The sequence below is a fragment of the Delftia sp. K82 genome (assembly GCF_002193035.1).
Lineage (GTDB): Bacteria > Pseudomonadota > Gammaproteobacteria > Burkholderiales > Burkholderiaceae_C > Comamonas > Comamonas acidovorans.
Genome location: NZ_MYFL01000001.1, coordinates 516,215 through 535,983, shown reverse-complemented (window position 1 = coordinate 535,983; position 19,769 = coordinate 516,215). Strand labels below are relative to the sequence as shown.

Below are 19,769 nucleotides of genomic sequence, written 5' to 3'. Positions count from 1 at the left end.
CGGCGCACCACAATACGGCAAAACGATTATCCAAAACCCCAAAAAGGGGAGTACGCACCAAGAAAATGCATCTCGGATTTCCAGTATCCATGGGATATTGTTTCGCGCCCAAAAACTATTTTCCATGGTGTTTTCCTTGGGATATTCAAACGCCTTTTCACGCACGCGTGAATCTGCGTGGATATACGGGGCGCGCAGGCCATTGGAAAATACAGCGCCTGCCATTCAAAAGCCGCCGCTCTGGCGCTGGCGGCATGCGCGCAAGCCCTGTTGACAAGGTCCGGCCACTGGGCGGAAAAGATCGTCGGTGCACCCCACACAGGCTCCCATGCAACTTCCGCTGAAACTTGCACTTCTGTCGATTGCCGCCATCGCGCTCGCCCTGGGCCTGGTCGCGGCGACCGTGCAGCACCAGACCCTGGAGCTGGCCCATCAGGAACGCGAACTGGTCGAGACCGCCTACCTGCACAGCAAGGAGACGGAGCTGCGCCACTACGTCCAGCTGGCGACCACGGCGCTGACGCGCATCAAGACCAGCGGCGAGGAGCAATCCGTGCAGCGGCGCCAGGCGCTGGAGATGCTGTCGCGCATGCAGTTCGGCGAGGACGGCTACTTCTTTGTCTACGACGAACACGGCAACGTGCTGCTGGATGCGCGCCAGATGGGCCTGTCGGGCGTGGACCTGTGCGATCCCAACAGCCCCGGCGGCGCAGGACCCGCCAGGATCATCCTGGACGCCGCGCGCAGCGGCGGCGGCCTGGTGCGCTACCAGTGGCAAAAACCGTCATCGCTGCGTACCGAGGCCAAGCTCGCCTACGTGGCCACGGTGCCCGAATGGGGCTGGTCGCTGGGCACGGGCCTGTACCTGGACGATGTGGAGCAGGCGCTGCGCCAGATCGACGAAAGCGCCCAGGCCAACATCGCGGCCACGCGCTGGCGCATCTTCGGCATTGCGGCGCTGTGCATCGTGCTCATCGGCGTGGCGGGGCTGGTGTTCAATCTCAGCGATCACCGCGTGTCCAGCAACAAGCTGCAGCGGCTGGCCCAGCGTGTGGTGCATTCGCAGGAAGAGGAACGCACGCGCGTGGCGCGCGACCTGCATGACGGCGTGGTGCAGGTGCTGGTCTCCTCCAAGTTCCTGCTGGAGACGGCCCAGGCCCAGCTCAGGCGGCTGGCCGCGCAGGACCCGGCCACGGCCCAGCGCATGGTGGACCAGGGCCTGGAGCAGCTCAACCACGCGCTGGTGGAGATACGGCGTGTCTCCCACGGCCTGCGCCCCGCCTTGCTGGACGACCTGGGCCTGGCCCCGGCCCTGGCGCTGATGAGCCAGCAGATGCAGGCCGAGGACGGCCTGCGCATGCAGTTCGGCTGCCGCGGCGAGACCCGCTTTCTGCCGCCCAGCCACGCCACGGCCCTGTTCCGCGTGGCCCAGGAGGCCGTGACGAATGCGCAAAACCATGCCCAGGCCACGCGCATCGATGTCAGCCTGCACTTTCAGCGCCGCCGCGTGGTGCTGCAGGTCAGCGACGACGGCCAGGGCTTCGACATGCGCCGCGTGCAGCGCGACCGCCAGGGCGGCATCGGCCTGCGCAACATGCGCGAGCGCATCGAAGGCCTGGGCGGCCACCTGTCCATCAGTTCGGGGCGCCGGGGCACCCGGCTGGTCGCCGTGCTCTACCGCGATGGCGGCATGCCGCTGTCTCCCTCACCGGAATTCGAACTCCCACGGGCCGCTGCATGAACCCCATGATCCGCATCCTCCTGGTGGACGACCACCCTCTCGTGCGCGACGGCGTGTCCATGCGCCTGCAGGCCACGGACCATATCCGTGTGGTGGGCGAGGCCGCCAGCGTGGACCAGGCCCTGCCGCTGGCCCGCGAGCTGTCGCCCGACCTGGTGGTCACCGACATCCGCATGCCGGGCGCCAGCGGCATCGACCTGGCCGCGCTGTTCCGCGATCAGTTCCCGCTGGTGCGCGTGCTGGTGCTGTCCATGCATGAGGATCCCGAATACGTGCGCCGCGCCGTGGCACTGGGCGCGCGCGGCTATGTGCTCAAGGACGCGCCTGCGCAGCAGCTCATCGAGGCCATAGACCGGGTCTACGCCGGCGGCCTGTATTTCAGCCCCGGCCTGCAGCCCGTGGCCGAGGAAGACGGCAGCGCGTCCGGACCCCGGCGAGCCCTCACGCCGCGCGAGGCCAGCGTGCTGCAGTGGATCTCGGAGGGCCGCTCCAACAAGGAAATCGCCGCGCTGATGGGCACCTCGGTGCGTACCGTGGAAACCCACCGCCTGCACCTGCGCCGCAAGCTGCGCATCGACGGCCATGCGGCCTTCATCAAGTACGCCGTGGACTATGCCGACCTGCTGGGCAGCACGCCCGTGCAGGCCGGTGCAGGCCGGTGCGGGATAGCCTGAAACGCCGCCCGCTCAGTGCGCGTGCGCCGCGCGGCTGACCACGGTGACCAGCACGATGCCCAGCATCAGCCAGCCCACCTGGGCCACGGTCTCTCGCGCGCTCAGGCGCTTTTGCAGCTGGGGAATCAGGTCGGCCAGCGCCACGTAGATGAAGCTGCTGGAGGCCACGGCCAGGAAGTACGGCAGCAGCTCCTGCAGCTGCCCCACCAGGAAATAGCCGCCAATGCCGCCCAGCGTGGTCACGGCCCCGGCCATGGACACCTTGATCAGCGCCACGCGCCGGTTGGAACTGGACTGGCGCAGCACCACGATGTCGCCCATGTGGTGCGGCACCTCGTGGGCCAGCACCGATACCGCCGCGATCAGCCCCAGGCGCATGTCGGCCATGAAGGCGGAGGCGATCAGCACGCCATCGCCGAAGCAGTGCACGCTGTCGCCGGTCAGCACCGCCCAGCCGCCGTGGCGATGGCCATGATGGTGGTCATGGGAATGGTCATGGGCGTGGCCCTGGTGATCGTGATGTTCGTGGTGATCGTGCTCATGGGCCGGCGGCGCGCCGTGCTCGTGCCCGTGGTGCCACAGCTCGGCCTTGGACAGCAGGAAAAAGAACACCAGGCCCACCAGCAGCGTCACGAACAGGTCATGCGCGCCGGCCTCGCTCTCGAAGGCCTCGGGCAAGAGGTGCATGAAGGCCGTGGCCAGCAGCGCGCCAGCCGCCAGGCTCAACAGCCGCTGCGGCATCATGCCCGGCGAGCGATTGCCTCCCAGCCCCATCAACAACGCGGCCACCCAGACGCTGCCAATACCGGCGGCCAGGGTGGCCAGAATGATTGCTACCAATGTCATAGCGATTTGTGCTTCAACCGTATGCCCTTGCAGGCGAAACCCGCGAATTCTCGCAGAAAGACGGACCTCATCGCAGCCGTGGCCTGCGATCCCATGAAGGAAGCAGGCCACGGTGTCGGGCGCCCTCGGTTTCAGCCTACAGAAGCTGTCAAGCCCCCCTGCGCAAAAAAGCTCAGGGCGCGACGCCGTTCTTGTTGAACCAGGCCAGCATTTTTTGCCAGCCGTCGCGCGCAGCCTGCTCGCGGTAGCTGGGCCGGTAGTCGGCATGGAAGGCGTGTGGCGCCTCCGGGTAGATCACGAACTCCGAGGCCTTGGCCGCTGCCGAGCCCTGCTTGAGCGCCTGGCGCATGCGCTCCACGGATTCCAGCGGAATGCCCGTGTCCTGCCCGCCATACAGGCCCAGCACCGGCGCCTTGAGGCTGGAGACCAGCTCCAGCGGATGGCGTGGCTGCAGCGCCGTCTTGGCGCCTTCCAGCCGGCCGTACCAGGCCACGCCGGCCTTGACCGGGCCATGGGCCGCATACAGCCAGGTGATGCGCCCGCCCCAGCAAAAGCCCGTGATGGCCACGCGCGCCGTGTCGCCGCCCTGGGTGCCGGCCCATTGCACGGCGCCGTCCAGGTCGGCCATGACCTGCTCGTCGGGCACCTTGGAGACCAGCTCGCTCATGAGCTTGGCGATGTCGGTATAGGTCTTGGGGTCGCCCTGGCGTGCATACAGATCGGGGGCAATGGCCAGGTAGCCTGCACGCGCCAGGCGGCGGCAGGTGTCGGCAATGTATTCATGCACGCCGAAGATCTCGGAGATCACCAGCACCACGGGCACATTCTTCTTGCCCGCGGGCGCGGCGCGGTAGGCCGGCACCTTGAAGCCGTTCACGGTGAAATGCACCTCGCCGGCCGTCAGGCCGTCGGCCGGCGTGGAGATGGCGGTCTGCGCCATGAGCGGCGTGGCCGCTGCGGCATAGCCCAGGCCCAGGGCGGTCTGCAATGCCAGGCGCCGCGTGGGCCCCTCTTCGCTGCTGCGCCCCGGAACCAGGGCCTTCAGGTCTTGCTGCTGATCATCACGCATGCATCTCTCCTTGGTGGTGGTTGAGAACCGGCCAAGTCTACGATGCCTGCGTGAAGCTCAATGTGCCTTGTCCCAGTTGGGTCCCAGGCCCACCTCGGCGAGCAGCGGCACCTTCAGGTCGGCCACGCCGGCCATCAGGCGCGGGATCTCGGTACGCACCCAGTCCGACTCGCCTTCGGGCAGCTCGAACACCAGTTCGTCGTGCACCTGCATGATGACGCGGACCTCGGACTGTCTGGCATCGAGCTCGGCCTGCACCGCCACCATGGCCTTCTTGATCAGATCGGCCGCCGTGCCCTGCATGGGCGCGTTGATGGCCTGGCGTTCGGCCGCCTTCTTGCGCGGGCCGCTGCCGCCGTTGATGTCCACCAGGTACAGGCGGCGGCCGAAGACGGTTTCCACGTAGCCATGGTCGCGCGCGAATTCCACCGTCTCGTCCATGTAGCGCTTGACGCCCGGATAGCGCTGGAAATAGCGGTCGATGTAGGCGGCGGCGGCCTTGGTCTCTATGCCCAGGTTCTTGGCCAGGCCAAAGCTGCTCATGCCGTAGATCAGCCCGAAGTTGATGACCTTGGCATAGCGGCGCTGCTCGCTGCTGACCTGCTCCAGCTCCACGTTGAAGACTTCCGATGCCGTCGCACGGTGCACGTCGCGGCCTTCGTGGAAGGCGCGCAGCAGGGACTCGTCGCCCGACAGGTGGGCCATGATGCGCAGCTCGATCTGCGAGTAGTCGGCGCTGGCGATCACATGGCCAGGCGCGGCAATGAAGGCCTCGCGCACGCGCCGGCCTTCGGGCGTGCGGATGGGGATGTTCTGCAGGTTGGGGTCGTTGCTGGACAGGCGCCCCGTCACGGCCACGGCCTGGGCGTAGTGCGTGTGCACGCGGCCCGTGCGCGGCAGCGCCAGCTGGGCCAGCTTGTCGGTATAGGTGCCCTTGAGCTTGGACAGGCTGCGGTGCTCCAGCAGCTTGGCGGGCAGCGGATAGTCCTCGGCCAGCTTCTCCAGCACCTCTTCGTCGGTGCTGCGTGCGCCGGTGGCCGTCTTCTTGACCACGGGCATGCCCAGCTTGTCGAAGAAGATTTCGCCCAGCTGCTTGGGGCTGGCCAGGTTGAAGGGCTGGCCCGCGATGTCGTAGGCCTCCTGCTCCAGCTGCACGATGCGCTGGCCCAGGTCGTTGCTCTGCTTGGCCAGCGTGGCGGCATCGATGAGCACGCCGTTGCGCTCTATGCGGAACAGGGCCTCGCTGGTGGCGATCTCCAGCTCGTAGACGCCGCGCAGGCCGTCGTTGGCCTGCAGCTGCGGCCACAGCACGCGGTGCACGTCCAGGGTCTGGTCGGCATCCTCGCAGGCATAGGCGGCAGCCTTGTCCACGGGCACCTGGGCGAACGGGATCTGGTGGGCGCCCTTGCCGCACAGGTCTTCATAGCTGATGCCCGTGCGGTTGGTGTGGCGCAGCGCCAGGCTGGCCAGGCCGTGCGGGCGGTGCACTTCCAGCACATAGCTTTGCAGCATGGTGTCGTGCACATAGCCGTGCACCTCGATGCCGGCATTGGCGAAGACATGGCGGTCGTACTTGACGTGCTGGCCCAACTTGGGCCGGGCCGCATCCTCCAGCCAGGGCTTGAGGCGCTGCAGCACTTCGTCGGCCGGCAGTTGCTCGGGCGCGTCGGGGCCGGCATGGCGCAGGGGGATGTAGGCAGCGGCGCCGGGCTCCACGCTCAGCGAGATGCCCACGATCTCGGCACGCATCTCGTCCAGCGAGGTGGTTTCGGTATCCAGGGCCGTGAGTTCGGCGGCGTTGATCTTGGCCAGCCACTGGTCGAACGCTTCCCAGGTCAGCACCACGTCATAGTCCAGCGGGCGCTGCTGGACGGCCTCGGCCTCGGTGGTGGCTTCGTCGGATTCGGCCTGCTCCTGGGCAAACATGTCGCCCGTGGACTGGTCGGCACGCGGCTTGGCCGCTGGCTTGCGGCCGGCCTTGACAGCTTCCAGCGCATCGGGCTCGGGCGCGGCACCGCCGAGCATGCGCGCCAGGCCCTTGAAGCCGTAGCGCTCATAGAAGTCGCGCAGCGGCGCGGTATCGGGCTCGCGCGGCGCCAGCGCGTCGAGCACCGGCAGGGTGGGCACTTCGGCGCTCAGGTCGCAGTCGGTCTTCATGGTGACCAACTGGCGGCTCAGCGCCAGCTGGCCCGAGGCGATGGCATCGCGCAGGTTCTGGCCGGCCACGCCCTTGATGCCGTCGGCCGCTGCAATCAGGCCGTCGAGCGAGCCGTGCTCGGCCAGCCACTTGACGGCCGTCTTGGGGCCCACCTTGGACACGCCGGGCACGTTGTCCACGGCATCGCCGACCAGGGCCTGGTAGTCGATCATCTGCGTGGGCGGCACGCCGAACTCGGCCGTCACGCCGGCCACGTCGCGGCGCTTGCCGCTCATGGTGTCCATCACCATGATGTGGGAGTCCACCAGCTGGGACAGGTCCTTGTCGCCACTGGAGATCACCACGTTCACGCCCTGGGCGGCGGCCGTCTTGGCCAGGGTGCCGATCACGTCGTCGGCCTCCACGCCCTGGATGGCCAGCACCGGCCAGCCCAGCAGGCGGACCACTTCATGGATGGGCTCGATCTGCGAGCGCAGATCGTCGGGCATGGGCGAACGGTGCGCCTTGTATTCGGGGTAGAGCGTGTCGCGGAAGGTGGGTCCGCTGGTATCGAACACGCAGACGGCGTAATCGGCCGCCACTTCCTTCCTGATCGCCTGGAGCATGTTGATCATGCCGCGGATGGCGCCCGTGGCAGGGCTTTCCGGGTTGCCGGGCTCAGCGCGCAGGTCCGGCATGGCGTGGTAGGCGCGGTAGAGGTAGCTGGAGCCGTCGATCAGCACCAGGGTCTTGGAATTGCTCATGCGCCGATTGTGCACGCGCCGGCAGGGTGACAGGGCGGGACAGCGCCCGCTGCAAGTTCTACAATGGAGCCTATGCGCGCCGCTCCACTTTTCATCTTCCTGACCCTGGCCGCCAGCTCCGTGCTGGCCCAGAACCCCACGCCTGCCCCGGCTGCCTCCACCGCTCCTGCGACGGCGACCGAGCAGACCGCGCCGGACACGGCCAAGCCCGAGGGCCGCGACCGAACCAATCAGCGCGTGGAACACATCCATGTGGAAGATGGCGGCAGCCGCGTTGACGAGCTGCGCGTGGGCGGCCAGACCCGCAGCATCACCGTGCAGCCCAAGGTCGGCGACATGCCTTCGTATGAAGTGCAGTCCAACGACGGCGCCCGTTCCTCGCGCAACCGCGGCGATGGCGACGGCACCAACGGCACGCGCGTCTGGAACCTCAAGAAGTTCTGATCCTCACCGGACTGTCCGGGCCTCCGGCCCGGCGGCATCCCAGGGGGCAGCACCTGACGGCGCTGCCCTCTTTCCATATCTGACGACAACGATTTCCGCCGAGCCGTGCTGGCCGGCAATGCAAACATGGCCGTTTTCACCGAAGTCTCCGACAAAGATGCGCGCGAGCTCCTGCGCCGCATGTCCCTGGGTTCCTTCAAGGAGCTGCGCGGCATCCAGGGCGGCATAGAGAACACCAACTACTTTCTCACCACTGAACAGGGCGAGTGGGTGCTGACGCTGTTCGAGCGCCTGACGGCCGAGCAACTGCCCTTCTACCTGTACCTGATGAAGCACCTGGCGCAGGCCGGCATTCCCGTGCCCGACCCGCAGGCCGAGACCCGCAGCGGCGACATCCTGCTGAGCGTGTGCGGCAAGCCGGCCTCCATCGTCAACCGCCTGCCCGGCAAGAGCGAGCTGGCGCCCCAGCCCGCGCACTGCGCCGCCGTGGGCGAGATGCTGGCGCGCATGCACCTGGCCGGACGCGACTACGATCGCCAGCAGCCCAATCTGCGCAGCCTGCCCTGGTGGAACGAGACCGTGCCCACGGTCATCCCGCACATAGACGCACCCACGGCCGACCTGCTTCGCTCCGAGCTGGCCTTCCAGAACCATGTGGCCGCCTCGCCCGCCTATGCGGCGCTGCCGCGCGGCCCCGTGCACGCCGACCTGTTCCGCGACAACGTGATGTTCGATGGCGAGCGCCTGACCGGCTTCTTCGACTTCTACTTCGCAGGCGTGGACAGCTGGCTGTTCGACCTGGCGGTGTGCCTCAACGACTGGTGCATCGAACACGCCACAGGCTCCCATGACGCGGCCAAGGCCAGGGCCATGATCGACGCCTACCAGTCGGCGCGCCCCCTGACCGCCGCCGAGCGCGAGCTGTTCAACCCCATGCTGCGCGCGGGCGCGCTGCGCTTTTGGATTTCCCGCCTGTGGGATTTCCACCTGCCGCGCGAGGCCTCCATGCTCGTTCCCCACGACCCCACCCATTTCGAGCGCGTGCTGCGCCAGCGCCTGGCCCACCCGGTGGCGCTGGACTGACGTCCGAAGGCCGCCACAGCGCGGCCGACAGAGGGCTTTGCGGTCCACGGGCCGCGCGTCCTCGGGTACAGTCCCCGTTCGGGCGCCAGCGGCGCGTCCCATGCCAGAGGCCATGCCCCATCCAGGCGCCCCGACTTCCTCACCCCATGAAACTTCTCATCGTTCCCGCCCGTACCGGCCTGCAATGGGTGCAGCAGGGCATCCGCACCTTCCGCCAGCAGCCGCTGGCACTGGCGGCGCTGTTCTTTCTGTCGATGGCGGCCATGTCGCTGGTCACGGTGCTGCCGCTGATCGGCCCCGTGATCGCGTTGGGCCTGCTGCCGGCCACCTCGCTGGCCATGATGGTGGCGGCGGCCGAGGCATCGCACGGGCGTGCGCCCACGCCGGCCCTGCTGCTGGTGGCCTTTCGTACCGGGCGCCAGCGCCTGAACTCCATGCTCACGCTGGGCGCCATGTATGCGGCAGGCTTCCTGCTGATCATGGGCCTGTCCATGCTGGTGGACGACGGCCAGTTTGCCAACGTCTACCTGGGCGGCGAGCCGCTGACGCGCGAGATCGCCGAGTCGCCCGACTTCCAGGCCGCCATGTGGCTGAGCATGGGCCTGTACCTGCCGCTGTCCCTGCTGTTCTGGCACGCGCCGGGGCTGGTGCACTGGCACAACGTGCCCCCGGTCAAGGCCGTGTTCTTCAGCCTGGTGGCCTGTGTGCGCAACATCGGCGCGCTGGTGGTCTTCGGCCTGAGCTGGATGGGCGTGTTCATCGTGGCCGGCATCGTGATGGCCCTGATCTCAGCCGTGCTGGCCCAGGTGCTGGGCAGCATTGCCAACGGCCTGATGATCGGCACGGCCATGCTGCTGGCAGCCATGTTCTTCACCTCCATCGTCTTCACCTTCCGTGACTGCTTCGCAGCGCCCGATGAAAGCGATGGCAGCGACGCCATTGGCACCGAGCCGCCTGCGCCGCCCGGACTGTCCGGCTGAGCGCTTCGCCACTGCACCCCACAAAGCCCCTTTCAAGGGGCTTTTTCTTTGGACCTTTCTTCGGGCCCTTCTTCGGCCCCCTCTTCGCGCCTCTTCTTTGTTTTTTTGACGGGCCGTATCGCCTGGCACCCCTCGCCTGGCGGCTGTCACATGACGCTGTCACAGTTTCGTCATGCGGATGCCATCGCTCTGTCACACCGGCTGCCTAGCATGCCGTGCGGATGTCAAGCCAGCGAGTGCGCGGCGGCATCCCGGCCCATCCCGCCCCCGATGGGTTGACGCTGACAAACCCATAACGGAAGCCCCATGTCCCAATCCACGATGCTCTCCCGCCGCAAGGCGCTGCAATTCCTGACCGGCGCCCCCCTGCTGCCGCTCGGCTCCGCCGTGTCCGCCACCGGCCTGCTGACCGCCTGCGGCGGCGGTGACGACGGCCCCGCGAAGAACTATGTGGCAGCCAGCTTCACCTCCATGGCAGCGCCCACGCTGGCCAACCCCCAGGCCATGGCCAAGATGACCGTGGCCTCGCAGCTCAAGGTGCAGTTCAGCGACAACAGCGAGCAGAGCTTCGACCTGGGCTACCAGCCGTTCTTCGTCACCGGCGATGAAGTGTCCGATGGCAAGGGCGGCAAGATCCTGGCCGGCGGCTACTACGACATCAACAACAACAAGATCATCGACCGCACCGTGGCCGGCAGCGAGCGCCACTTCTTCTCCGATTCGCCCGACGGCACCTCGCTGCTGACCGTGCCCAATGCCAAGGTGGACGGCGTCAAGGGCAAGCCCGTGTTCGCCGTGGTGCAGTTCGAATACACCACCTGGGCGCAGGATGGCAAGACCGACATGTACGGCAAGCTGCCCTCGCCCATCGCCGTGCTGACGCTGGACCAGGACCAGACCACCGGCAAGCTCAGCCTGGTCAAGTACCACAACGTGGACACCTCCAAGGTGCACGGCCTGTGGATCACCTGCGGCGCCAGCCTGTCGCCCTGGGGCACCCATCTGTCCAGCGAAGAGTACGAGCCCGACGCCTTCGCCACCGGCAATGCGCAGTTGCAGGCCTTCAGCCAGAACCTGTATGGCGACCAGACCAAGGCCAACCCCTACCACTACGGCCACATGCCCGAAGTGACGGTCAACGTGGACGGCACTGCCAGCATCAAGAAGCATTTCTGCATGGGCCGCATCTCGCACGAGCTGGTCCAGGTCATGCCCGACCAGCGCACGGCGCTGATGGGCGACGACGCCACCAACAGCGGCTACTTCGTCTTCGTGGCCGACAAGGAAAAGGACCTGTCCTCGGGTTCGCTGTACGTGGCCAAGGTGGGCGCGGGCTTCTCCATCGACCCCGCATCGGGCAGCGCCGCCGCGCTGACCTGGATCAAGCTGGGCTCGGCCACCAGCGCCGAGATCGAGCAACTGGCCAACACACTCAAGCCCACGGACATCATGACTGTGGCCAAGACCGATCCGGGCGACGCCAGCTACACCAAGATCACGGCCAACGGCAAGGTCGAGTGGATCAAGATCAACCCCGGCATGGACAAGGCTGCCGCCTTCCTGGAAACCCACCGCTACGCAGCCTTCAAGGGCGCGAGCATGGGCTTCACCAAGATGGAAGGCACGACCGTCAACGCCAAGGACAAGGTGGCCTACTCGGCCCTGCAGAACTGCGAAAAGTCCATGGTGGCCGGTGATGCGCTGAACGTGGCCGGCAACGGCGTGTCCATCCCCAAGCAGCTCAAGGCCGGCGCCGTGATGGCACTGAACCTGCGCGGCGGCCAGAAGGACACGGCAGGCGCCGCCATCAACAGCGAGTGGATGCCCGTGGACACCAAGGCCCTGCTGGCCGGCGAAGACATCAGCGCCGACGCGCTGGGCAACACCGGCAACCCGAACAAGATCTGCAACCCCGACAACCTCAAGTTCTCGGAGAAGATGCGCACCCTGTTCATCGGCGAGGACAGCGGCCAGCACGTGAACAACTTCCTGTGGGCCTACAACATCGACACCAAGCAGCTGTCGCGCCTGATGTCGATTCCCGCAGGCGGCGAATCCACGGGCCTGCATGCCGTGGACGAGATCAACGGCTGGACCTACATCATGAGCAACTTCCAGCACGCCGGTGACTGGGGCGCCATCCACAACGTGGTCAAGCCCACGCTGGAACCGCTGATCAGCGCCAACTATCGCGGCAAGTTCGGTGCCGCCGTCGGCTACCTGACGGGCACCGCTGCCCAGCCCAAGCTGTCGGCCTGACCGCCGCCATAGCGCCCCGCCGCCCCGCCGCCCCGCCGCCCTGCGGCGAGTGGCGCCGCCACACAAAGGCCATGGATTTCCATGGCCTTTTTGCATGTCTGCGCCGCAATTGCATGGATGTCATGAACCCGACTCTTAGCGTGCAAAACAAGAGTCATTCTCACCTGATCGCTATAATTTCTGATGCATTGCGGCGTCGCTCGCCCGCCATCGCACCATCTTCAGCCCCGCCGGATCACGCCCCTCAAGGCCCGGCAGGCGCACGCAGAGCCACACCACAGGAGAGACTCCATGACCGAACCTTCCCGCATCCTTCGCAGCACCGCCGCATGGCTGGCCGCCGCCGCCGCACTGGCGGTGCCGGCCGCGCATGCCGACTATCTCTGGCTGCAGCAGGACGCAGGACAGGCCCGGGCCTATGCCGGAGAGCTGCGCAAGCCGCTGGAACAGCTGCCGGCCCTGGAAGACGCCAAGCAGGTCCTGCCCGACGGCAAGAGCCTTCCCCTGAAGGCCGATGCCAATCATTTCACCGCGGACGCAGGCCAGGGCGATGTGCGCATCGCCGCCACGCGCCCCGGCGCCAATGGCGTGCTGACCTACTACCAGGCCCGTTTCGGCCGCAATGACACCAAGGCCGTGAACGACCTGGAGCTGGTGCCGACCACGGCGGGCGGCGATACGTTCCAGCTGGTGTTCAAGGGCCGCAAGGTCGCGGCCAGCCAGGTCAACGTGCAAACCAGCGAGGGCTGGTACCGCACGCTCACGCCATCGCAGGACGGCACGGTGAGCTTCAAGCCCTACTTCCCGGGCCTGTACGTGCTGGAGGTGACGGCGCGCGTGGACAACGGCTCGGTCACGCTGGACGGCAAGAAGTACACCGACGTGCGCCACACCACGACGCTGAGCTTCGAAGTCAAGCCCTGACCGCCGGGCGCGGCAGCCCGCGCCTCACTCCACGACCGTGAGCTTGGCAATGGACAGCGCCAGCCACTTCGTGCCGTGGCGGCCAAAGCTGACCTGGGCACGCGCGTCGTCGCCCGTGCCTTCCAGGGCCAGCACCTTGCCTTCGCCGAACTTGTTGTGGAACACGTTCAGGCCCACGCGCAGGCCGTGGCCCGGAGCGGCCTTTTGCGGCGGCACGGGCGGGCTGGCGAAGACCTCACTGCGCCAGCCTTCGGCCTTGTTGCCGAAGCCGCCGCGATCGCGTGAACCATAGCCACCACCGCCGCCGCCACCGGGGCGGGGTGCGTAGCTGCCAAAGCCGCCCTGCTTGGGGGTGATCCACTTGAGCGCCTCATCGGGCAGCTCGTCGAAGAAACGGCTCTTGACGTTGTAGCGCGTCTGCCCGTGCAGCATGCGCGTCTGCGAATGGCTCAGGTACAGGCGCTTGCGCGCGCGGGTGATGGCCACATAGGCCAGGCGGCGCTCTTCCTCCAGGCCGCCCCGGTCCATCATGGCGTTCTCATGCGGGAACAGGCCCTCTTCCACGCCGCCGATGAAGACGGCGTCGAACTCCAGCCCCTTGGAGGCATGCACGGTCATCAGTTGCACGGCGTCCTGGCCGGCCTGGGCCTGGTTGTCGCCAGCCTCCAGCGCCGCGTGCGTCAGGAAGGCGGCCAGCGGCGACAGTGTCTCGCCGGTATCGGCATCGACCATGCCGGCCACGGTGCCGGCCGGCGGCGTGAGCGGCGTGTCCAGCAGCGGCTGCGCAGGGTCCAGGCCCTGGCTGGCCGGGCTTTGCGTCAGCGCCCTGGCGCCGTCGTGCTCGTCCAGCGGCAGGGCCACGGCGTCGCGGCCAAAGCCTTCCTGGGTGACAAAGCTCTCGGCCGCGTTCACGAGCTCCTGCAGGTTCTCGATGCGGTCGGCGCCTTCCTTTTCGTTGCGGTAGTGCTCGAGCAGGCCGCTTTCTTCCTCGATGGCCTCGATGATCTCGCGCAGCGTGCGGCCCTGGGTCTGCTCGCGCAGCACGTCGATCTTGGCGACAAAGCCTGCGAGCTTGGTGCCCGGCGCGCCCGGCACTGCCGAGACGGCATCGTGCAGCGAGCAGCCCGCGCTGCGCGCCGCGTCCTGCAGCGTCTCCACGCTGCGCGCGCCGATGCCGCGCGGCGGGAAGTTCACCACGCGCAGAAAGCTGGTGTCGTCGTGCGGGTTCTCCAGCAGGCGCAGGTAGGCCAGCGCATGCTTGATTTCGGCGCGCTCGAAAAAGCGCAGGCCGCCGTACACGCGGTAGGGAATGGCGGCATTGAACAGCTGCGATTCGATCACGCGGCTTTGCGCATTGCTGCGGTAGAGCACGGCGATTTCCTGGCGCTGCCAGCCGTCCTTTTTCACGAGCTGCTGGATTTCCTCGACCATCCACTGCGCCTCGGCCATGTCCGTGGGCGCTTCGTAGATGCGCACGGGCTCGCCCGGGCCCTGGGTGGTGCGCAGGTTCTTGCCCAGGCGCTGGCTGTTGTGGCTGATGAGCGCGTTGGCGCAGTCGAGGATGTTGCTGTAGGAGCGGTAGTTCTGCTCCAGCTTGATCTGCTGGCGCACGTCGAACTCGTGCACGAAGTCCTGCATGTTGCCCACGCGCGCACCGCGAAAGGCGTAGATGCTCTGGTCGTCGTCGCCCACGGCGATCACGCTGCCCGTGGCCTGCAGGCGGCCATCCACCATGTCGCCCGCCAGCTGCTTGAGCCACTGGTACTGCAGCTTGTTGGTGTCCTGGAACTCGTCGACCATGATGTGGCGAAAGCGCCGCTGGTAGTGGGCGCGCAGCGCGGCGTCGTCGCGCAGCAGCTCGTAGGAGCGCAGCATCAGCTCGCCGAAATCGACCACGCCCTCGCGCTGGCACTGCTCCTCGTAGAGCTGGTAGATCTCGACCTTCTTGCGCGTGTCCGGGTCATTGGCCACCACGTCGCCGGGGCGCATGCCCTCTTCCTTGCAGCCAGCAATGAAGTACTGCAGCTGCTTGGGCGGAAAGCGCTCGTCGTCCACGTTGAACTGCTTGCACAGGCGCTTGACGGCCGACAGCTGGTCCTGCGTGTCCAGGATCTGGAAGGTGGACGACAGCTTTGCCGCCTGGTGGTGGGCGCGCAGCAGCCGGTTGCACAGGCCGTGGAAGGTGCCGATCCACATGCCGCGCACGTTGTAAGGCAGCATGGCCGACAGGCGGGCCAGCATTTCCTTGGCCGCCTTGTTGGTGAAAGTCACGGCCAGGATGGAGCCCGGCGTGGCCTGGCCCGTCTGCAGCAGCCAGGCGATGCGCGTGGTCAGCACCCGCGTCTTGCCCGAGCCCGCACCGGCCAGGATCAGCGCGTGGCCGGCCGGAAGCGTGACGGCAGCGAGCTGCTCCTCGTTGAGGTGGGTCAGCAAAGGGGAGTTGGGGGCGGGCGCGGCACCGGAGGTGCCGTCGAGCAGATCGATCGGGAACATCCTGGCATTGTAGAAAGCACCTTGCCCCCCAGGGAAACCGATGCCGCATTTCCCGCAATCGGCCCACAATCGGCACGCGCAGCGCGCCCTTGCAGGTTCATAACGCCATCCCTATAACCGCTATATCGACAGGGTGCCCAGGCCCGTCGCCGGCAACGTATAGAATCAATCACCGGGCCCAAGTTTCTTGCGGTCCGGTTTTTTGTGCCCGGGCCACAGCCGCCCTGGCGACGCGGCCCGCCCGCGCCGCCCGCAAGACCGGCCTCCAAGCCAAGCGCCCCATCGCGGAGGGATGTTCCTGCCGCGACCTTTCATGGAGCTTGGAATCAAATGGAAATCTTCGACTACGACAACATCCTGCTGCTGCCGCGCAAGTGCCGCGTGGAAAGCCGCTCGGAGTGTGATGCCAGCGTGGAGCTGGGCGGTCGGTCCTTCCGCATCCCGGCCGTGCCGGCCAACATGAAGACGGTGGTGGATGAGAGCATCTGCACCTGGCTGGCCCAGAACGGCTACTTCTATGTGATGCACCGCTTTGACCTGGACAACGTGCAGTTCGTGCGCGAGATGCAGGGCAAGGGCTGCTTCGCCTCCATTTCGCTGGGCGTCAAGAAGCCCGACTACGACACCGTGGACCGCTTCGTCGCCGAAGGCCTGTGCCCCGAATACATCACCATCGACATCGCCCACGGCCATGCCGACAGCGTGAAGAACATGATCGGCTACCTCAAGGAAAAGCTGCCCAAGTCCTTCGTGATCGCCGGCAACGTGGGCACGCCCGAAGCTGTGATCGACCTGGAGAACTGGGGCGCTGACGCCACCAAGGTCGGCATCGGCCCCGGCAAGGTCTGCATCACCAAGCTCAAGACGGGCTTTGGCACGGGCGGCTGGCAGCTGTCGGCGCTCAAGTGGTGCGCGCGCGTGGCGACCAAGCCCATCATTGCCGATGGCGGCATCCGCAGCCACGGCGACATCGCCAAGAGCGTGCGCTTTGGCGCCACCATGGTGATGATCGGCTCGCTGTTCGCGGGCCACGAGGAATCGCCGGGCCAGACCGTCGAGGAAAACGGCCAACGCTTCAAGGAGTACTACGGCTCGGCCTCGGACTTCAACAAGGGCGAGTACAAGCACGTGGAGGGCAAGCGCATCCTCGAGCCCGTCAAGGGCCTTCTGGCCAACACCCTGATCGAGATGGAGCAGGACGTGCAAAGCTCGATCAGCTACTCCGGCGGCAAGAAGCTGATGGACATCCGCAAGGTCAACTACGTGATCCTGGGCGGTGACAACGCAGGCGAACATCTGCTGATGTAAGCGCGCTGCGCGCCAGCACCCCAAAGGCGGCCTCGGCCGCCTTTTTTGCGGCTGCGCACCGGGTGGCACGCGGGCGCGGCTCAGCGCCACCATGCCATGAACTAAAAATTTGGCGCGTCTTCCTGCAAGCGCACAAAAAATGCCGCATAATTGCGGTCTCGTTTGCAGCGCAGACTTGTTTTTGGGGCTCTTAGCTCAGCTGGTAGAGCAGCGGACTCTTAATCCGTTGGTCGAGTGTTCGAATCACTCAGGGCCCACCAAAAATTCCTTTTCAGCCTGGATTCATCCAGGCTGATTCCTTCGGAATACCCGAGGGGGCTCTTAGCTCAGCTGGTAGAGCAGCGGACTCTTAATCCGTTGGTCGAGTGTTCGAATCACTCAGGGCCCACCAAGAATTTTTTGCCTGATCTCATCAGGCATCCACGCAGAAATACGTGGGCTCTTAGCTCAGCTGGTAGAGCAGCGGACTCTTAATCCGTTGGTCGAGTGTTCGAATCACTCAGGGCCCACCACCAACACCCAGAACAAGGCACTCGGCGCGACAGCGCTCAGTGCCTTTTCTTGTTGTATTCCATCAGCACAGACATATTGCTGCTGCCAGCCTTGGCCACCCACTCCCGGCCAAAGCGCTCCCCCATCAAATCCAGCATGTGGCGCAGATCCGCCGAAGGCGCGGCCACGGATACCTTGTTGTCGGCAAGGATCTTCTTGCCCAGCTCATCGGCCTGCTGGGCCAGCGCCCAGCCCTCTTTTTCAGCCGACTCGGCAGCGCGGCCGATGGCCTGGCGCTCAGGCTCGGTGAAGCCCCTCCAGGCAAGTTCGCTGACGCAAAGCATGTTCTTGGGAATCCAGGCCTTGATATCCAGAAACACCTTCATGGCCTTCCAGGCCTGGATGTCGGCGCCCGTGGCGCTGGAGGTAATCATGGCATCGATGCCACCTTGCTCCACAACGGCACCCAGATCGCCCACGGCAATCACCACCGGCTGCGCCCCCCAGAGCTCGGCCAACCGCTTGGTCGCATCGCTTTGCACACGCAGCCTGAGGCCCTTGAGATCCGCGATGCTGTGGACCGGGCGCCGGCTCAGGAGACCCTGCGCCGGCCAGGGCACGGCAAACAGCAGGCGCGCCCCCTGCTGGGCCAGCAAGAACTCCTGCAGCACGGGGCGGGTCAACTGCCACAGGCGCGCGGCCTCGTCAAAGCCACGCACCATGAAAGGCAGCGAGTCCATGGCCAGCAGCGGGTGGATATCCGCACAGGACGACATGAGCACTTCGCCGAACTGGAGGTCATTGCGCTTGAGCGCAGGAAGCACCTGCGCCATGGGCTTGAGCGCCGAATTGGAAACCACATCGATCTCCAGCGCCTGCTGGGTATCGGCACCCACGCGCGCCGCGAAGTTGCGCAGGTTCTGCGTGTGGAAGATGCCATCGCCATAGGCCGCCGAGAGCTGCAGTCGGCGGCCCTTGGACCAGGCAGCGCCGGCAGTCAGTTGCAACGCAGCCGGAGCCAGACCCGATATCAACGTGCGGCGAGAAACAATCATGAAAGATCCTTGGCGAAAGCGCTCAGAACCATGCCATCCACCCCACGGCGGACCTGTGCATGCTGGCGAAAAAGATAAATTCTATCGATATTTACATCATTTAGATAAAAACTATCAATCCATCCATCGCCCAGGTCATTCGCCAAGCCATCCGTCACACCGGATTCCAGCCAAGCCGCTACAGTGTCACCCTGCCGCAGGCGCAAGGGCGCGCGGCCTTTTTCTGCGCCTGCGGTCTCCCGCAACGCACAACCGCCTCGCCTGCATGCCACAAAATGTTTCCCCGCTCTGGCAGGGCCCGCGCTGGGCCCTGGCCGTCCTGCTTGCCATCCTGGGCATGCTGGGGCCGTTTTCGATCGATACCTACATCCCCGCCTTCTCAGGCATCGCCCAGGCCCTGAACGCCACGCCGCTGCAGATGCAGCAGACGCTGTCGGCCTATCTGTTCGGCTTTGCCTTCATGAACCTTTTCCACGGCGCCATGGCCGACAGCTTTGGCCGCCGCCCCGTGGTGCTGTGGGGGCTGGCCGTATTCACGCTGGCATCGGCGGGCTGTGCGCTGTCGCAGAACATCACGCAGCTGGTGCTGTTTCGCGCGTTGCAGGGCCTGTCCACGGGTGCCGGCATCGTGGTGTCGCGCGCCGTGGTGCGCGACCTGTTTCCACCCGCCCAGGCCCAGCGCGTGATGGCGCAGATCACCATCTTCTTTGGCATCGCGCCAGCCCTGGCCCCTGTGATGGGCGGCTGGCTGTTCATACACCTGGGCTGGGCGGCAGTGTTCTGGTTCCTGACCCTGGTGGGCGTGCTGCTGTGGGGTATCAACTGGCGATTCCTGCCGGAATCCCTGCCACAGGCGCAGCGCCAGCCCTTCCGCTTCAAGCCTCTGATGCACGGCTACAAGGAGCTGTGCAGCGATCCGCGCTTTGTGCTGCTGGCCTTTGCCAGCGGCGTGCCGTTCAACGGCATGTTTCTGTATGTGCTGTCGGCGCCCGCCTTCCTGGGCGACCTGCTGCACCTGCAGCCGCAGCAGTTCTTCTGGTTCTTCGTGATCTCGATCTCAGGAATCATGGGCGGCGCATGGGTGAGCGGCCGTCTGGCCGGGCGCATTCCGCCCAAGCACCAGATCCGCCATGGCTTTCTGATCATGTTCGTCGTGTCCATCATCAACCTGGTCGCCAACCTGATCTGGCCCGCCCACGTGAGCTGGGCGCTGATTCCCGTGGGGGTGTTCGCCTTCGGCTGGGCCATGATGGTGCCCGTGGTCACGCTGCTGGTGCTGGACATCCACCCGGAGCGGCGCGGCCTGGCTTCATCGCTGCAGGCGGTGGTCGGCTCCACGGCCAATGGCATCGTGGCGGGCATGATTGCACCGCTGGTGATGCATTCGACCGTACTGCTGGCCCTGGGCTCGATCAGCATGATGCTGATCGGGCTGGCGTCCTGGATCTACCTGCACCACCGCTGGCCCGAAATCGGGCGGCACGCCTCGGAGGCCTGACA

The 19,769-nt window shown here is 66.2% G+C and carries 15 protein-coding genes and 3 tRNA genes; 12 read left to right on the top strand and 6 right to left on the bottom strand.

The window, feature by feature from the left end; all coding sequences use genetic code 11:
• Positions 1–328 precede the first annotated feature (328 nt).
• Together KDK82_RS02355 and KDK82_RS02350 are read left to right on the top strand one after the other, a co-directional pair.
• Positions 329–1,741 (top strand): cache domain-containing protein, encoded by a 1,413-nt coding sequence (locus KDK82_RS02355; RefSeq protein WP_088163942.1) that lies wholly within the window; start codon positions 329–331, stop codon positions 1,739–1,741.
• Entirely contained in the window at positions 1,738–2,415 is a 678-nt protein-coding gene (locus KDK82_RS02350) for a response regulator transcription factor (protein ID WP_088163941.1), read from the top strand. Before KDK82_RS02355 ends, KDK82_RS02350 begins: the two co-directional genes overlap by 4 nt.
• A gap of 12 nt (positions 2,416–2,427) precedes the next feature.
• Here KDK82_RS02350 and KDK82_RS02345 read toward each other — a convergent pair whose 3' ends face one another.
• The 3 genes from KDK82_RS02345 to polA all read right to left on the bottom strand — a co-directional run bounded on the left by KDK82_RS02345 (position 2,428) and on the right by polA (position 7,231).
• Positions 2,428–3,261: a ZIP family metal transporter gene (locus tag KDK82_RS02345; RefSeq protein ID WP_034396735.1), complete on the bottom strand. Its 834-nt coding sequence runs from the start codon at positions 3,259–3,261 to the stop codon at positions 2,428–2,430.
• 172 nt (positions 3,262–3,433) lie between these two features.
• Positions 3,434–4,330, bottom strand: coding sequence for a dienelactone hydrolase family protein (locus KDK82_RS02340; RefSeq protein ID WP_088163940.1), 897 nt, complete (start codon positions 4,328–4,330; stop codon positions 3,434–3,436).
• Positions 4,331–4,387: 57 nt separating this feature from the next.
• A complete protein-coding gene (polA, locus tag KDK82_RS02335; protein WP_034396737.1) occupies positions 4,388–7,231 on the bottom strand; it encodes a DNA polymerase I in 2,844 nt (947 codons plus the stop codon).
• Positions 7,232–7,303: 72 nt separating this feature from the next.
• On the opposite strand from polA, the gene KDK82_RS02330 reads away from it, so the two are divergent.
• The 5 genes from KDK82_RS02330 (at position 7,304) to KDK82_RS02310 (ending at position 12,921) form a co-directional block, all read left to right on the top strand.
• On the top strand, positions 7,304–7,675 hold the full coding sequence (locus KDK82_RS02330; RefSeq protein ID WP_043825094.1) for a hypothetical protein: 372 nt from the start codon (positions 7,304–7,306) through the stop codon (positions 7,673–7,675).
• A gap of 126 nt (positions 7,676–7,801) precedes the next feature.
• On the top strand, positions 7,802–8,758 hold the full coding sequence (locus KDK82_RS02325) for a homoserine kinase (RefSeq protein WP_088165414.1): 957 nt from the start codon (positions 7,802–7,804) through the stop codon (positions 8,756–8,758).
• Between the two features lie 146 nt (positions 8,759–8,904).
• A complete protein-coding gene (locus tag KDK82_RS02320; RefSeq protein ID WP_012207126.1) occupies positions 8,905–9,738 on the top strand; it encodes a BPSS1780 family membrane protein in 834 nt (277 codons plus the stop codon).
• A gap of 306 nt (positions 9,739–10,044) precedes the next feature.
• On the top strand, positions 10,045–11,997 hold the full coding sequence (locus KDK82_RS02315; RefSeq protein WP_088163939.1) for a PhoX family phosphatase: 1,953 nt from the start codon (positions 10,045–10,047) through the stop codon (positions 11,995–11,997).
• Between the two features lie 291 nt (positions 11,998–12,288).
• Positions 12,289–12,921: a hypothetical protein gene (locus tag KDK82_RS02310; protein WP_013800941.1), complete on the top strand. Its 633-nt coding sequence runs from the start codon at positions 12,289–12,291 to the stop codon at positions 12,919–12,921.
• 24 nt (positions 12,922–12,945) lie between these two features.
• On the opposite strand, the gene KDK82_RS02305 is transcribed toward KDK82_RS02310, so the two are convergent.
• The gene (locus KDK82_RS02305) at positions 12,946–15,414 is read right to left on the bottom strand and encodes a UvrD-helicase domain-containing protein (protein ID WP_088163938.1); all 2,469 of its coding nucleotides are present in this window, start codon (positions 15,412–15,414) and stop codon (positions 12,946–12,948) included.
• A gap of 330 nt (positions 15,415–15,744) precedes the next feature.
• Here KDK82_RS02305 and KDK82_RS02300 point away from each other — a divergent pair, with 330 nt between their 5' ends.
• The 4 genes from KDK82_RS02300 (at position 15,745) to KDK82_RS02285 (ending at position 17,234) form a co-directional block, all read left to right on the top strand.
• Positions 15,745–16,722, top strand: a complete 978-nt coding sequence (locus KDK82_RS02300) for a GMP reductase (protein WP_013800939.1) — start codon at positions 15,745–15,747, stop codon at positions 16,720–16,722.
• 184 nt (positions 16,723–16,906) lie between these two features.
• A tRNA-Lys gene (locus tag KDK82_RS02295) sits at positions 16,907–16,982 on the top strand.
• Positions 16,983–17,037: 55 nt separating this feature from the next.
• A tRNA-Lys gene (locus KDK82_RS02290) sits at positions 17,038–17,113 on the top strand.
• Between the two features lie 45 nt (positions 17,114–17,158).
• A tRNA-Lys gene (locus KDK82_RS02285) sits at positions 17,159–17,234 on the top strand.
• Positions 17,235–17,270: 36 nt separating this feature from the next.
• Here KDK82_RS02285 and KDK82_RS02280 read toward each other — a convergent pair.
• Positions 17,271–18,269, bottom strand: a complete 999-nt coding sequence (locus tag KDK82_RS02280; protein ID WP_088163937.1) for a TRAP transporter substrate-binding protein — start codon at positions 18,267–18,269, stop codon at positions 17,271–17,273.
• Positions 18,266–18,514 (bottom strand): hypothetical protein, encoded by a 249-nt coding sequence (locus tag KDK82_RS31690; RefSeq protein ID WP_143343380.1) that lies wholly within the window; start codon positions 18,512–18,514, stop codon positions 18,266–18,268. Before KDK82_RS31690 ends, KDK82_RS02280 begins: the two co-directional genes overlap by 4 nt.
• 20 nt (positions 18,515–18,534) lie before the next feature.
• Here KDK82_RS31690 and KDK82_RS02275 point away from each other — a divergent pair, with 20 nt between their 5' ends.
• Positions 18,535–19,767: a multidrug effflux MFS transporter gene (locus tag KDK82_RS02275; RefSeq protein ID WP_012207132.1), complete on the top strand. Its 1,233-nt coding sequence runs from the start codon at positions 18,535–18,537 to the stop codon at positions 19,765–19,767.
• The last annotated feature ends 2 nt before the right edge of the window (positions 19,768–19,769 follow it).

Coding starts and splice junctions, on each gene's coding strand:
- KDK82_RS02305 (WP_088163938.1), bottom strand. CDS start 15,414: ATGTTCCCGATCGATCTGCTCGACGGCACCTCCGGTGCCGCGCCCGCC.
- KDK82_RS02310 (WP_013800941.1), top strand. CDS start 12,289: ATGACCGAACCTTCCCGCATCCTTCGCAGCACCGCCGCATGGCTGGCC.
- KDK82_RS02345 (WP_034396735.1), bottom strand. CDS start 3,261: ATGACATTGGTAGCAATCATTCTGGCCACCCTGGCCGCCGGTATTGGC.
- KDK82_RS02280 (WP_088163937.1), bottom strand. CDS start 18,269: ATGATTGTTTCTCGCCGCACGTTGATATCGGGTCTGGCTCCGGCTGCG.
- KDK82_RS02355 (WP_088163942.1), top strand. CDS start 329: ATGCAACTTCCGCTGAAACTTGCACTTCTGTCGATTGCCGCCATCGCG.
- KDK82_RS02340 (WP_088163940.1), bottom strand. CDS start 4,330: ATGCGTGATGATCAGCAGCAAGACCTGAAGGCCCTGGTTCCGGGGCGC.
- KDK82_RS02300 (WP_013800939.1), top strand. CDS start 15,745: ATGGAAATCTTCGACTACGACAACATCCTGCTGCTGCCGCGCAAGTGC.
- KDK82_RS02275 (WP_012207132.1), top strand. CDS start 18,535: ATGCCACAAAATGTTTCCCCGCTCTGGCAGGGCCCGCGCTGGGCCCTG.
- KDK82_RS02315 (WP_088163939.1), top strand. CDS start 10,045: ATGTCCCAATCCACGATGCTCTCCCGCCGCAAGGCGCTGCAATTCCTG.
- KDK82_RS02320 (WP_012207126.1), top strand. CDS start 8,905: ATGAAACTTCTCATCGTTCCCGCCCGTACCGGCCTGCAATGGGTGCAG.
- KDK82_RS02325 (WP_088165414.1), top strand. CDS start 7,802: ATGGCCGTTTTCACCGAAGTCTCCGACAAAGATGCGCGCGAGCTCCTG.
- KDK82_RS02330 (WP_043825094.1), top strand. CDS start 7,304: ATGCGCGCCGCTCCACTTTTCATCTTCCTGACCCTGGCCGCCAGCTCC.
- polA (WP_034396737.1), bottom strand. CDS start 7,231: ATGAGCAATTCCAAGACCCTGGTGCTGATCGACGGCTCCAGCTACCTC.
- KDK82_RS02350 (WP_088163941.1), top strand. CDS start 1,738: ATGAACCCCATGATCCGCATCCTCCTGGTGGACGACCACCCTCTCGTG.